The organism is Bacillus sp. FJAT-27251 (assembly GCF_001273925.1).
In the GTDB taxonomy this organism is placed as follows: domain Bacteria; phylum Bacillota; class Bacilli; order Bacillales; family Cytobacillaceae; genus Mesobacillus_B.
In genome coordinates, this window is the sequence record NZ_LIGG01000001.1 from 1,324,492 (window position 1) to 1,336,644 (window position 12,153).

Annotated in this window: 14 protein-coding genes and 10 tRNA genes; 23 read left to right on the forward strand and 1 reads right to left on the reverse strand. The window is 46.3% G+C overall.

What is annotated here, in order from left to right; translation table 11 throughout:
* The first annotated feature begins 235 nt into the window (after positions 1–235).
* The 12 genes from alr to ADU22_RS06305 all read left to right on the forward strand — a co-directional run bounded on the left by alr (position 236) and on the right by ADU22_RS06305 (position 9,638).
* Positions 236–1,411 carry an alanine racemase gene (gene alr, locus ADU22_RS06250; RefSeq protein ID WP_053361389.1) on the forward strand — a complete coding sequence of 392 codons (1,176 nt, stop codon included), beginning with the start codon at positions 236–238 and terminating at the stop codon, positions 1,409–1,411.
* Between the two features lie 170 nt (positions 1,412–1,581).
* Positions 1,582–1,863 carry a CopG family ribbon-helix-helix protein gene (locus tag ADU22_RS06255; RefSeq protein ID WP_046525878.1) on the forward strand — a complete coding sequence of 94 codons (282 nt, stop codon included), beginning with the start codon at positions 1,582–1,584 and terminating at the stop codon, positions 1,861–1,863.
* A gap of 4 nt (positions 1,864–1,867) precedes the next feature.
* Complete coding sequence (locus tag ADU22_RS06260) at positions 1,868–2,218, forward strand: type II toxin-antitoxin system PemK/MazF family toxin (RefSeq protein ID WP_046525876.1); 351 nt, start codon at positions 1,868–1,870, stop codon at positions 2,216–2,218.
* Between the two features lie 308 nt (positions 2,219–2,526).
* Positions 2,527–3,360 carry an RsbT co-antagonist protein RsbRA gene (gene rsbRA, locus ADU22_RS06265; RefSeq protein ID WP_053361390.1) on the forward strand — a complete coding sequence of 278 codons (834 nt, stop codon included), beginning with the start codon at positions 2,527–2,529 and terminating at the stop codon, positions 3,358–3,360.
* Entirely contained in the window at positions 3,357–3,713 is a 357-nt protein-coding gene (locus ADU22_RS06270; protein ID WP_046525874.1) for an STAS domain-containing protein, read from the forward strand. Before rsbRA ends, ADU22_RS06270 begins: the two co-directional genes overlap by 4 nt.
* A gap of 4 nt (positions 3,714–3,717) precedes the next feature.
* Positions 3,718–4,119 (forward strand): anti-sigma regulatory factor, encoded by a 402-nt coding sequence (locus ADU22_RS06275; RefSeq protein WP_046525873.1) that lies wholly within the window; start codon positions 3,718–3,720, stop codon positions 4,117–4,119.
* Between the two features lie 11 nt (positions 4,120–4,130).
* The gene (locus tag ADU22_RS06280) at positions 4,131–5,141 is read left to right on the forward strand and encodes a PP2C family protein-serine/threonine phosphatase (protein WP_053361391.1); all 1,011 of its coding nucleotides are present in this window, start codon (positions 4,131–4,133) and stop codon (positions 5,139–5,141) included.
* A gap of 61 nt (positions 5,142–5,202) precedes the next feature.
* Complete coding sequence (locus tag ADU22_RS06285) at positions 5,203–5,535, forward strand: anti-sigma factor antagonist (protein WP_053361392.1); 333 nt, start codon at positions 5,203–5,205, stop codon at positions 5,533–5,535.
* Complete coding sequence (gene rsbW, locus ADU22_RS06290) at positions 5,532–6,005, forward strand: anti-sigma B factor RsbW (RefSeq protein WP_053361393.1); 474 nt, start codon at positions 5,532–5,534, stop codon at positions 6,003–6,005. The genes ADU22_RS06285 and rsbW overlap by 4 nt, the downstream gene beginning before the upstream one ends.
* Complete coding sequence (gene sigB / locus ADU22_RS06295) at positions 5,983–6,777, forward strand: RNA polymerase sigma factor SigB (RefSeq protein WP_053361394.1); 795 nt, start codon at positions 5,983–5,985, stop codon at positions 6,775–6,777. Before rsbW ends, sigB begins: the two co-directional genes overlap by 23 nt.
* Entirely contained in the window at positions 6,774–7,370 is a 597-nt protein-coding gene (locus ADU22_RS06300) for a PP2C family serine/threonine-protein phosphatase (protein WP_053361395.1), read from the forward strand. The genes sigB and ADU22_RS06300 overlap by 4 nt, the downstream gene beginning before the upstream one ends.
* A 129-nt stretch (positions 7,371–7,499) precedes the next feature.
* A complete protein-coding gene (locus ADU22_RS06305) occupies positions 7,500–9,638 on the forward strand; it encodes a Tex family protein (protein ID WP_197280115.1) in 2,139 nt (712 codons plus the stop codon).
* Positions 9,639–10,005: 367 nt separating this feature from the next.
* Here ADU22_RS06305 and cmpA read toward each other — a convergent pair whose 3' ends face one another.
* Positions 10,006–10,125, reverse strand: a complete 120-nt coding sequence (cmpA, locus tag ADU22_RS24570) for a cortex morphogenetic protein CmpA (protein WP_156183201.1) — start codon at positions 10,123–10,125, stop codon at positions 10,006–10,008.
* 85 nt (positions 10,126–10,210) lie between these two features.
* On the opposite strand from cmpA, the gene ADU22_RS06310 reads away from it, so the two are divergent.
* The 11 genes from ADU22_RS06310 (at position 10,211) to ADU22_RS06360 (ending at position 11,969) form a co-directional block, all read left to right on the forward strand.
* On the forward strand, positions 10,211–10,687 hold the full coding sequence (locus ADU22_RS06310; protein ID WP_053361397.1) for a SprT family protein: 477 nt from the start codon (positions 10,211–10,213) through the stop codon (positions 10,685–10,687).
* 130 nt (positions 10,688–10,817) lie between these two features.
* A tRNA-Asn gene (locus tag ADU22_RS06315) sits at positions 10,818–10,892 on the forward strand.
* A gap of 6 nt (positions 10,893–10,898) precedes the next feature.
* Positions 10,899–10,989, forward strand: a tRNA-Ser gene (locus ADU22_RS06320).
* Positions 10,990–10,997: 8 nt separating this feature from the next.
* A tRNA-Asp gene (locus ADU22_RS06325) sits at positions 10,998–11,073 on the forward strand.
* Between the two features lie 5 nt (positions 11,074–11,078).
* A tRNA-Gln gene (locus ADU22_RS06330) sits at positions 11,079–11,153 on the forward strand.
* 163 nt (positions 11,154–11,316) lie between these two features.
* Positions 11,317–11,392 (forward strand) — tRNA-Lys (locus ADU22_RS06335).
* A 14-nt stretch (positions 11,393–11,406) separates the two neighbouring features.
* Positions 11,407–11,491: transfer RNA gene (locus ADU22_RS06340), tRNA-Leu, on the forward strand.
* 65 nt (positions 11,492–11,556) lie between these two features.
* Positions 11,557–11,642 (forward strand) — tRNA-Leu (locus ADU22_RS06345).
* Between the two features lie 61 nt (positions 11,643–11,703).
* Positions 11,704–11,780 (forward strand) — tRNA-Arg (locus ADU22_RS06350).
* Between the two features lie 7 nt (positions 11,781–11,787).
* Positions 11,788–11,864, forward strand: a tRNA-Pro gene (locus tag ADU22_RS06355).
* A gap of 31 nt (positions 11,865–11,895) precedes the next feature.
* Positions 11,896–11,969: transfer RNA gene (locus ADU22_RS06360), tRNA-Gly, on the forward strand.
* Positions 11,970–12,153: the final 184 nt, after the last annotated feature.

A 12,153-nucleotide genomic window follows, 5' to 3' on the forward strand; every position in this document is an offset into this window, starting at 1 on the left:
TTTTGAGGGGCTGGGCACGAAAACGGGCACTGACATCTTCCTTTCCCTCTTTTTTAAGCGCTCCAGCAAAAAACAAGCCTTGACGGCCACTTGAACAACACCTGCATCCCAGCTATTCAGCTACTCCCAATACCTGAGACCACACCGGGACGCTGCTTTTCCTATTTGACATTTCCTCCGCCATGGTTTGATAATGGTACGTAAGTCATGAACGGATTAAGGAAGTGTGGGAAACGTGGACGAAAAAGGCTATTTTTACCGGGATACATGGGCAGAGGTGGATTTGGACAGCATCGAGTCGAATGTAAGGAAAATCAGGAACCTGCTGCCTGAAGAGGTGGACATCATAGCGGTGGTCAAAGCCAATGCCTATGGGCATGGGGATATCCAGATTGCGGAGGCGGCGATTCAGGCTGGCGCCACGATGCTGGCAGTCGCTTTTTTGGATGAGGCCCTGTCGTTAAGAAGGAAAGGGATATCCATTCCCATCCTTGTCCTCGGCGCAAGCAGGGCAGAAGATGTAAATGTGGCAGCCAATGAAAATATAACTTTGACGGTGTTCCAGGAGTCGTGGATTGAACAAGCGGCTGCGTTGCTGCTTCCGGGGAAAGAACTCTCTCTCCATATCAAGGTGGATACCGGCATGGGTCGTCTTGGAGTGCGGAGCGAAGAGGAGCTGCAATCAATGGAAGCCCGGCTCAAGGGCGATTCGCGCTTCAGTCTGGCAGGAATCTTTACTCATTTTGCAACGGCAGATGAACTTGATGATCATTATTTTCAAAAGCAGCTGGCCCGGTTTGAGGAAATGATTTCGGCGCTTGCCACCAAACCGGCCTGCATCCACACGAGCAATAGTGCAGCTGCCCTCCGCTATCCGGGCGCCTATTTTAATGCTGTCCGGCTTGGAATTACCATGTATGGGCTTGCTCCATCGCTCGAGATCAAACCAAGCCTCCCGGTAGAGCTCACGGAAGCTTTTTCCCTGCATTCGCGGCTCACGCAGGTAAAGAGGCTGCAAAAGGGCGACAAGGTCAGCTATGGGGCTACTTATGAGGCTGCGTCCGAGGAATGGATAGGGACCATGCCAATCGGATATGCTGATGGGTGGCTCCGCCGGCTGCAGGGACAGGAAGTGTTAATTAATGGAATGCGGGTCCCCATTGTTGGGCGGATTTGCATGGATCAATGCATGGTTCGGTTGCCGGGGGAAGTCCCGGTCGGCTCGGAGGTCACATTGATTGGCAAGCAGCAGGAAGAGAAAATTTCCATTGATGATATCGCTTCAAAGCTTGAAACCATCAATTATGAAGTTCCATGCCTGATTTCTTCCAGGGTTCCGAGATTGTATAAAAAGAATGGGAAAATCGTTGCGCTGAACAATCCGATTTTAAATGGAGCTTCCTTTTCCTGAAAATAACAAAGGAACAAAAATCATGCATAAAACCATATTTTTTTGGCGGATAATACAGTAGAATTGCCAATTCATCTTTGCATTTGCCTCAATAAATGTTAAGATTGAAAATGGTAGAGATATAAAAAGAGACGATACGTTTGTAGTGATGATGGTGGAGGTGTATGTTTGTGTCTGAATCCAGCGCAACAACTGAGATTTTGGTAAAGTTACCGCAGCATCTATTAATGGAATTGGATGGCTTTGCTAAACAGGAAAACGTAAACCGAAGTGAATTCATTTATCAGGCAACGAAAATGTATTTGCGCGACAGGAAAAAGAGACAAATTCGTGAGTCCATGAGACGTGGCTACATGGAAATGGCCAAGATTAACCTGACAATCGCTTCGGAATCCTTCCAGGCTGAATATGAGGCAGAGCACACAGTCGAACGTTTAGTTAGCGGAGGTTAATCCTTTGATTGTAAAACGTGGTGACGTATATTTTGCGGACCTATCCCCAGTTGTTGGTTCAGAACAAGGCGGTGTCCGACCAGTACTTGTCATCCAAAACGACATCGGGAATCGGTTTAGTCCCACAGTTATCATTGCAGCGATTACAGCCCAAATCCAAAAAGCCAAGCTGCCGACACATGTTGAAATTGATGCGAAACGATACGGTTTTGAACGAGACTCTGTCATATTGCTGGAACAAATTCGTACAATTGATAAACAGCGTCTAACCGATAAGATAACCCATCTCGATGACGAAATGATGGAACGAGTGAATGAAGCCCTGCAGGTAAGTTTAGGTCTTATCGAATTTTAATCATGAAAACAAAACGCTCTGTATATGAGCGTTTTTTTTATTTTATTCTCCGGTTCACGGCGCATGGGAGCCGTCAAGCCTGATATATGCAGGCTAGCGTGATAAACTATTAGCAAAAGTCTGCTGCGGCCAATGGATAAAACCCACCATAAGTAGGCAAATTTATAATATTTGACGTAAGAAACAGTATGCCATTAAATTGGTATATAATAATAAGTAATTCTGTGACCGTTTTTCAACATTTTGTGGTTTGAAATGATGTTCGGAAGGGTAAAAGAAAATCTTGTAAGGTTGAATGGGGGATGGATATGAATAAGCTGATATATGGTTTCATTGAAGAAAACAAACTAGATATCCTCAATGAATGGATCGAAACAACAAAAGATAATGCGGATGATCGAGTGCTCCGGGTCGTATCGGACCAGGTCTTTACCAGTACGAGCCGCGAATTTGTGGACTTGATCATTTCCAATATAAAAGGTATGAAGGAAGATTACACTTCCCGCTTGACCGAGTTCGCTGAAAAAGTTGTCCGTCTGGGATGGCCGCTGACTTTTGTGACCAAGGGCTTGCATACCTTTGGCGAGATTGTCTTTGAAAAAATGGAAAAAAGCGGGTTGGTTACAAAAGACAATCAAATGGAAGTCATCCGGGAATTCGGCGAATGGATGACGCCGATGAACAACGAAATTGTCAGCGTTTATTCAACCACATGGGAAAAGACCGTCTCACTGCAAAAAATAGCTCTGCAAGAGCTATCTGCCCCCCTGATTCCTGTTTTTGAAAAGATTACGGTAATGCCATTGGTAGGTACGATTGATACTGAAAGAGCCAAACAAATCATGGAAAACCTGCTAAAGGGCGTTGTCAAGCACCGTTCCGAGGTGGTTCTTATTGATATTACGGGAGTTCCAGTGGTTGATACGATGGTGGCGCACCATATCATCCAGGCAGCTGATGCGGTAAGGTTGATTGGTGCAAAATGCATCATCTGCGGCATTCGCCCGGAAATTGCCCAGACGATTGTGAGTCTTGGAATCGACTTACATCAGCTCACCACTCAAAATTCCCTTCAAAAAGGAATCGAAACGGCACTGGAGCTGACAGATAGAAAAATTATCGTAATGGAGGGTGAAAAATGAGAATACCCATTTTAAAGCTTTACAACTGCCTGCTGGTATCCATTCAGTGGGAACTGGACGATCAAACAGCCCTTCAGTTTCAGGAAGATCTTTTGCACAAGATCCATGAGACTGGAGCCAATGGCGTTGTGATTGATTTAACTTCCATAGATTTTATTGATTCTTTTATCGCAAAGGTGCTTGGAGATGTGATTAATATGTCCAACTTAATGGGCGTCAAGGTGGTAATTACGGGAATCCAGCCTGCCGTTGCCATCACCCTGATTGAATTGGGGATTGGTCTTGACAATGTCCTTACGGCTTTAGATTTAGAAAAAGGTTTGGAGAAATTACAACAGGAATTGGGGGAATAACTGTATGAGCATCCAATCCTGTGTAACTATAATAAACGAATGGGACATTGTCGCTGCACGCCAGCTGGGGCGCAATGTTGCCAAAGAGCTTGGTTTCGGAATAGTCGACCAGGCGCGAATCACAACAGCAATCAGTGAGCTGGCGAGAAACATCTTCCTTTACGCAGGAAAAGGACAAATTTGTATTGATAAGCTGAATGAAGGCGGAAAAGTAGGCTTGGCTATCAACGCAACCGATAACGGTCCAGGCATCAGTGATATCCGCCAGGTCATGGAAGACGGCTTCTCAACCTCCGGCGGACTCGGAGCGGGGCTGCCAGGAGTAAAAAGGCTGATGGACCAATTTGATATTGAATCATCTCCGGGTGATGGCACGAAGATAAAAGCGACTAAATGGCTTCGTTAGGGGGGGTTAGCATGGATTTCCGAGAAATGATGGAATCACAGTATCGGGAGCTTCTTGAAAATTATAGTAAAGAACAGTCTGAGCAGGCCCTCTATTCCAGTCAGAAATTGAGCCGGAAAATAATCGAAAACAAGGTATCGCCTGAAGAGATCATCAGCCTGCATAAAAGCCTGCTGATTGAAATGCATCCGGAGGTCCCGGATTACGTGCTGCACTCCTTTGATGTGCTTCTTGAGATCATGATTGCGTTTGGGCTTGCCTATAGAGAGCATCAAAGCCTTCGCCACAAACAGGAGGAGCTTCGGTCCGAGATGGAAATTGCGGCGAATGTCCAGCAAACTCTGTTGGGTACTAAAGTTCCGGAAATTGAAGGCCTGGATATTGGGGCAATCAGTATCCCAGCCAAGCACATGAACGGGGATTATTTCCACTTTGTCCTTGATGAAAACGACAATGTCAGTGTTGCCATTGCGGATGTCATCGGAAAAGGAATCCCGGCAGCACTTTGCATGTCGATGATCAAATATGCGATGGACAGCTTGCCTGAACATAGAAAGGGACCAAGTTACATACTGGAGAATTTAAACAGGGTCGTTGAGCAGAATGTTGATCCCAGCATGTTTATCACAATGTTTTATGGAATGTATAATCCTGAAACAAATATTCTTTCCTATGCTTCGGCAGGACACGAACCGGGGTTTTATTATAATGCAGCAAAGCAGGAGTTTACAGAACTGATTGCGAAGGGGCTGCTGCTGGGTGTTGAGAAAAGGACCAAATATGCAGAGTATCAAAAGGAAATTTTCCCAGGCGATATGGTGATACTAATGTCTGACGGGGTAACAGAGTGCAGGACAGACGACGGCTTCATTGACCGGGATACTTTGATGGGATATATCAATAGGTACATCCATTTAAGTGCTCAGGAAATAGTGAACCGGGTGTTCAAGGATTTGGAAAAACTCCAGCATTTTCAATTGAGGGATGATTTTACCTTAATCATTCTGAAAAGAGAGGTTTAATGCCCGCCCAAGGCGGGTAAATTTTCAAGAGCAATTGAATGCAAAAAAAGGTGGGTCAGTTATGAATATATCAATAGATGTTAAAGAAAAGGATCTTTTGGCTGAAGTCTCCGTTCAGGGAGAAATTGATGCTTATACAGCGCCTAAGCTGCGGTCGACCATTTTCCCGCTATCCGAAAAAGACGGCGTGCAAATGATTGTGGACTTATCAGGCGTCAATTATATGGACAGTACAGGACTAGGCGTATTTGTAGGTGTCTTCAAGAACGTCAAAGCCAATAATGGCCAATTCAAGATTGTTGGGCTTACCGAACGTCTCCAGAGGCTATTTGAAATTACCGGGCTCGCCGATATTATTGATATAAACAGCCAGATAGAGGGTGGAGTGCAATGAATCAGCCATTTGACTATATCGAAATGAAGATTCCGGCCAAACCGGAATTTGTCGGTGTCATCAGGCTCACCCTGTCTGGTATTGCCAGCCGGATGGGCTTTTCTTACGATGAAATTGAGGACTTGAAGATTGCGACGAGTGAAGCTTGTACGAATGCTGTGCAGCATGCCTACAACAACAATGAGCAGGGGGAGGTTGTCATCGGGTTTGGGCTGTATGAAGACCGCCTCGAGGTGATGGTGGCCGACAGCGGACAAAGCTTCGATTTTCATTCTGCTCGTCAAGGCCTTGGACCATATGACCAAAATGCTTCAGTTGAATTCCTTCGTGAAGGAGGCTTGGGGCTGTATCTGATCGAAACGTTGATGGATGAAGTTAGAATTCATCATAAGGAAGGCGTAACGGTCTTTATGACCAAGTACAGAGACGGAGAGCAGGTGGAGATTGATGCAGAAACCATCTCAACCTAACCAGAGGTCAAAGGAAGAGATCAATGCGCTAATTAAAGCCTACCAGCAGAATGAAGACAATGAGGCCCAAAACCAGCTGGTGCTTCATTATCAGGCTCTTGTGGAAACCATTGCGCGAAAATACTCGAAAGGCAGGTCGTTCCATGAGGATATCTACCAGGTTGGCATGATCGGCCTTCTTGGGGCAATCCGCCGTTATGACGAGTCTTTCGGCAAAAGTTTCGAGGCATTCGCCGTTCCGACAATCATTGGGGAAATCAAGCGTTTCCTGAGGGATAAAACATGGAGTGTCCACGTTCCCCGCCGTATTAAGGAACTCGGCCCAAAAATCAAAACGGTCGTTGAAGAACTCACAACTGAGCTCCACCGTTCGCCGAGGGTGGACGAGATTGCCAATGCTCTTGAGGTTTCAGAGGAAGAAGTCCTTGAAGCGATGGAAATGGGGAAAAGCTACCAGGCGCTGTCTGTGGACCACTCCATTGAGGCTGATTCAGATGGCGGTACAGTTACGCTTCTGGATATTGTCGGCAATATCGACACAGGATATGAGAAAATTAACCAGAGGCTTGTCCTTGAAAAGGTACTGCATGTTCTGTCTGATCGCGAAAAAATGATTATCCAGTATACGTACCTTGAAAATATGAGCCAAAAAGAGGCTGGCGATAAACTTGGAATTTCCCAAATGCATGTTTCCCGTCTGCAGCGCCGTGCCATTAAGAAACTCCAGGAAGCCATCAATGCCGAGAACAATAACTCGGAGTTCATTACATGATTGAAAACCTGGAAAACAAGCTAGAGTTGATCGCTCACCAGGTTACGAAAGAAGGCAATTCGCAATGTGGTGACAGCTATTTTTACAAGGCTACTAACGAATACTTTGTCTGTGTAATGGCAGATGGGCTTGGAAGCGGGAAGTACGCACATGAGGCCTCGGAGGCGGCAGTATCTGTAGTCGAGCAATATCATCATGAAGACGTGGATTCCCTGATGAAGCGTTGTAACGCAGTCCTTTACCAGAAAAGGGGGGCGGCTGTCTCGATTATCAAGGTTTACTTTGAAAAGAGGGAGTTTGTTTACAGCTGCGTCGGCAATATCCGTTTTTTTCTTTACTCTCCCCAAGGCAAGCTCACTTATCCACTGCCAGTCACGGGCTATTTATCAGGAAAGCCGCAAGTGTTCAATACCCAGCGGTTTTTCTATGAACCAGAGTCCAAATTCCTGATTTATTCCGATGGATTTGACATCCACAATGCTAAATCCTTGTTAAAAAGAAGCCGGTCAACACAGTCCATTGCAAATGAAATTCGGCGGGACCATCAAAATGTCTACGATGATGCAACATTTATTATTGGAAGCTTCCTGTAACGGAAGCTTCTTTTTTAGTGAGGGAATTTGATAAACTAAAGGAAGGCTGATATTTAGCTTCTAATTAAATCAGTTGGAGGATGGTCACTTTTGAACCAAACAGTTGATAAGCAAGATCAATTTTTGAAAATGATTGCAGATGAACAGTCCCTGAAAGTAAAGCAAGTCCAAAACGTTATTATGATGATTGATGAAGGAAATACCGTACCCTTCATTGCCCGCTACCGGAAAGAGCAGACTGGTGCCCTAGACGAGGTCCAGATCCGAAACATTATTGATAGATGGCAATACATACAAAATCTTGGCCAGCGGAAGGAAGAGGTCATCCGCCTTATAGAGGAGCAGGGAAAACTGACTCCCGAGTTGAAAATCGGCATCGAAAAGGCTGTTAAACTTCAGGAAGTGGAAGATCTATACCGCCCCTATAAGCAAAAGCGGCGCACAAAAGCGACAGTCGCAAAAGAAAAAGGGCTGGAGCCGCTGGCAGAATGGATGCTGACTTTCCCGGTGAAAGGCAGCCTTGAGGAACAGGCAAGGGCTTACGTATCCGATGAAAAAGGAGTGGCTTCAGCAGAGGAAGCCATTGCTGGTGCAAGGGATATTATAGCTGAGATGGTTTCGGATGATGCCGACAGCCGCAAATGGATCCGGTCTGAAACCTTTAAAAAGGGTTCCGTGCAGTCATCCGTAAAAGACGAAGAAAAAGACGAGAAGAATGTATATGAAATGTACTACGATTATGCAGAACCGATCAGCAAAATAGTCCCCCACCGCATTCTTGCCTTAAACCGGGGAGAAAAGGAAGATATTCTACGTGTCTCTGTCAAAGTGGAACAAGACTCCATAATGAAGTATCTGCGCCGGAAGTGGATTGCCAGTGACCGATCCCTGACCGCCCCTGCAGTAATGGAAGCGGTAGAAGATGCTTATAAGAGGCTGATCCAGCCGGCGATTGAAAGGGAAATACGAAATGATATGACGGAAAGAGCTGAAGAGCAGGCAATCCATATTTTCTCGGAGAATCTTCGCAAGCTGCTGCTGCAGCCTCCTTTGAAAGGAAAAGTGGTCCTCGGGGTCGACCCTGCCTACCGTACAGGCTGTAAGCTCGCAGTTGTGGATGAAACCGGGAAAGTGCTTGAAATTGATGTAATTTACCCTCATCTCTCGGCTGCAAGAGCGCAGGATGCCAGGGAGAAGTTCATCAAGATTCTTAAAGAGTACCAGGTCGAGATGGTGGCAATCGGGAATGGGACAGCCTCCCGGGAAACAGAGCAATTTGTTTCCGATATCCTGAAGGAAACCAAACAAGAGATTTATTATTTGATTGTCAACGAGGCTGGGGCCAGCGTGTACTCTGCTTCCGACCTGGCACGGGAGGAATTCCCGGATTACCAGGTTGAAGAAAGGAGTGCTGTCTCCATAGCCCGGAGGCTCCAGGATCCGCTGGCTGAACTGGTTAAAATTGACCCGAAGTCTGTGGGAGTTGGGCAGTACCAGCATGATGTCAGCCAGAAGAAGCTTTCCGAGTCACTTGCTTTCGTCGTGGAAACAGCGGTCAATCAAGTAGGGGTTAATGTCAATACTGCTTCCGCCTCGCTCCTCCAATACGTATCAGGTCTTTCAAAAACAGTGGCCAACAACATTGTGAAAAAGCGGGAAGAAGAAGGCAAGTTTTCGAGCAGGGCGCAACTGAAAAAAATCCCCCGGCTCGGGGCCAAAACCTATGAACAAGCGATAGGGTTCCTGAGAGTCGTGGATGGAAGGGAACCGCTGGACCGTACTGGCATCCATCCTGAAAATTATGCGGAAGTAAAAGAATTGCTAAGCAGGCTGGGCTTTAAAACCTCAGACCTTGGCTCAGCAGAACTAAGGGAACGGCTTTCCTCCCTGGATGTAAAAAAGACAGCTGAGGAATTGGAGATTGGCGAATTGACATTAAAAGATATCATCGATGCGCTTGTCAGGCCGGGCAGGGACCCGAGGGATGAATTGCCTGCCCCTCTGCTGAAAAAAGACGTGCTCAAGCTGGAAGATTTAAAGTCAGGCATGGAACTGCAGGGAACCGTGCGGAATGTGGTCGATTTTGGCGCCTTTGTTGACGTTGGTGTCAAGCAGGACGGCCTTGTCCATATCTCCAAGCTTAGCCGCAAATTCGTAAAGCATCCGCTTGATGTAGTATCGGTTGGAGATGTTGTCACCGTCTGGGTTGACAGCGTCGACATGAAAAAGGGCAGGGTAGCATTGACCATGCTTCCTCCGGGAGAATAATTAAAAACAGAGGCTTTACAGTGGGCAGAGGCGGAGAATTGTTGGATAAACGTAAATCCAGACGACAGTGGATCTAATTCGGACAGGGCTGGTGTCAGGTAGCAGGAAGTTGTCCGAAAGGAGGCGGGATTCGGACAGAACGGTGTCAGGTAGCTGGAAGTTGTCCGAATGGAGGCGAGATTCGGACAGGAACGGTATCATGGAGCAGGAAGTTGTCCGAATCTCATTGATTCTGCAACCTGCCACTCCTTTACCCGGAAAAAGGACCAATGAAAAGTCCTGCCCCAAAATAAACCAAATGAACAACCTCAAAAAGTAAGGCTGTCCAAAGATTCAGTGAAGGCTAAAGCTTTGGACGGCCCCTTTTTTACTGTGATAACCCCTGCTTCTTTCTATAGAAAAACCAGCACTGGTTTAAAAGCTTTATTTGGTATCGGTCCTTTTCATAAAACGCCCGCATCATCTGATTTTGGAACCAAACCGGCATACCGCATCCCTCCTGAATGATTAAGGGTATCCATAATATATGCTATAATGGGTTGTCATGTTTACGGGAAATGTAGGTGTAATCGATGGAAAATGAAGAGCTTCAAGCAATTGTGGAGAAAATATCGTTAAAGGAGTTTGGCCGGCCGTTTCGTCATCAGGCCGTGTTTAATCCAAGACTCCGTACAACCGGAGGAAGATATCTGCTGAGAAGCCACAATATCGAGATTAATAAAAAATATTTGGAGCAGCTAGGAGAAAATGAACTCATTGGGATTATCAAACATGAGCTTTGCCATTATCATCTCCATTTGGAAGGCAAAGGGTACAAACACAGAGACCGTGATTTCAGGGATCTCATGGAAAAGGTGGGAGCGCCCAGGTTCTGTTCTGCCCTCCCTGAGGAGAAAAACAATAGAAAGAAGCAAACTCGGGTTTTGGTCTATAAGTGTACCGGATGCCATCTTGCATACCAGCGCAAAAGATCGATCGATACATCCCGCTACGTCTGCGGAAAATGCCGGGGAGCATTAAAGTTGATGAAGACCTTGACATCTTCCTAATTCCATCGCATAATAGTAAACCTGATGATGACATCGCAACACTTTTTTAAAATAGTTTATTGACTTTTAAGGACAGCCTAATTATAATATAAAGAGTCGACAACAGCTGTTGTTGCTTTTGATAAGTTATTCCGCAGTAGCTCAGTGGTAGAGCATTCGGCTGTTAACCGAACGGTCGTAGGTTCGAATCCTACCTGCGGAGCCATTTTACGGGGAAGTACTCAAGAGGCTGAAGAGGCGCCCCTGCTAAGGGTGTAGGTCGCGTAAGCGGCGCGAGGGTTCAAATCCCTCCTTCTCCGCCATATTATTTGGTCCCGTGGTGTAGCGGTTAACATGCCTGCCTGTCACGCAGGAGATCGCGGGTTCGATTCCCGTCGGGACCGCCATTTATTGGGCTATAGCCAAGCGGTAAGGCAACGGACTTTGACTCCGTCATTCGTAGGTTCGAATCCTGCTAGCCCAGCCATTTTCATTTGAGCCATTAGCTCAGTCGGTAGAGCAAGTTTCTTGCTTCACTGATAGGCATCCTCGGAAACTTGCGAGGAAGACCGTGAGGTATTTCGAGCATCGAGATGCGAAAAGGTTATACTGGAAGGGTTAATCTAACCGAAGTTTCCCCTCCATCATTTGAGCCATTAGCTCAGTCGGTAGAGCATCTGACTTTTAATCAGAGGGTCGAAGGTTCGAGTCCTTCATGGCTCACCATTTTCATATCATTTGCGGGTGTGGCGGAATTGGCAGACGCACCAGACTTAGGATCTGGCGCCGCGAGGCGTGGGGGKTCGACTCCCTTCACCCGCACCATAAATTACCTCTTGATTTTCTCTTCATAGAAGAGTATAATTACTTCTTGTTGGTAAACAAAAAATGCGGTCGTGGCGGAATGGCAGACGCGCTAGGTTGAGGGCCTAGTGGGGGCAACCCCGTGGAGGTTCAAGTCCTCTCGGCCGCACCAAAAAAACACTTGACAAACAGAAATGATACATGGTATCATGTAAAAGTTGGTCACAAAATATGCGCCCGTAGCTCAATTGGATAGAGCGTCTGACTACGGATCAGAAGGTTATGGGTTCGACTCCTTTCGGGCGCGCCATATATACCGGGAAGTAGCTCAGCTTGGTAGAGCACTTGGTTTGGGACCAAGGGGTCGCAGGTTCGAATCCTGTCTTCCCGACCATCCGGTAACTCATAATAATAATAATAATAATGCGGGTGTAGTTTAGTGGTAAAACCTCAGCCTTCCAAGCTGATGATGAGGGTTCGATTCCCTTCACCCGCTCCAAATTGCTCTTTGAAAACTAAACAAACAAGCGTCAACAAACAATAATATTCATGGCTTCTATTATAGAAGGCCATGAGCCAACGTTTTATTTTATGAGCTAATCACTCTTTTATTGGAGAGTTTGATCCTGGCTCAGGACGAACGCTGGCGGCGTGCCTAATACATGCAAGTCGAGCGGACTTGA

What these genes read in the sequence shown, in the direction of transcription:
- rsbRA (WP_053361390.1), top strand. Translation starts at nt 2,527, where the DNA reads ATGAATAAGCTGATATATGGTTTCATTGAAGAAAACAAACTAGATATC.
- ADU22_RS06270 (WP_046525874.1), top strand. Translation starts at nt 3,357, where the DNA reads ATGAGAATACCCATTTTAAAGCTTTACAACTGCCTGCTGGTATCCATT.
- ADU22_RS06275 (WP_046525873.1), top strand. Translation starts at nt 3,718, where the DNA reads ATGAGCATCCAATCCTGTGTAACTATAATAAACGAATGGGACATTGTC.
- ADU22_RS06280 (WP_053361391.1), top strand. Translation starts at nt 4,131, where the DNA reads ATGGATTTCCGAGAAATGATGGAATCACAGTATCGGGAGCTTCTTGAA.
- ADU22_RS06285 (WP_053361392.1), top strand. Translation starts at nt 5,203, where the DNA reads ATGAATATATCAATAGATGTTAAAGAAAAGGATCTTTTGGCTGAAGTC.
- rsbW (WP_053361393.1), top strand. Translation starts at nt 5,532, where the DNA reads ATGAATCAGCCATTTGACTATATCGAAATGAAGATTCCGGCCAAACCG.
- sigB (WP_053361394.1), top strand. Translation starts at nt 5,983, where the DNA reads ATGCAGAAACCATCTCAACCTAACCAGAGGTCAAAGGAAGAGATCAAT.
- ADU22_RS06300 (WP_053361395.1), top strand. Translation starts at nt 6,774, where the DNA reads ATGATTGAAAACCTGGAAAACAAGCTAGAGTTGATCGCTCACCAGGTT.
- ADU22_RS06305 (WP_197280115.1), top strand. Translation starts at nt 7,500, where the DNA reads ATGATTGCAGATGAACAGTCCCTGAAAGTAAAGCAAGTCCAAAACGTT.
- cmpA (WP_156183201.1), bottom strand. Translation starts at nt 10,125, where the DNA reads ATGCCGGTTTGGTTCCAAAATCAGATGATGCGGGCGTTTTATGAAAAG.
- ADU22_RS06310 (WP_053361397.1), top strand. Translation starts at nt 10,211, where the DNA reads ATGGAAAATGAAGAGCTTCAAGCAATTGTGGAGAAAATATCGTTAAAG.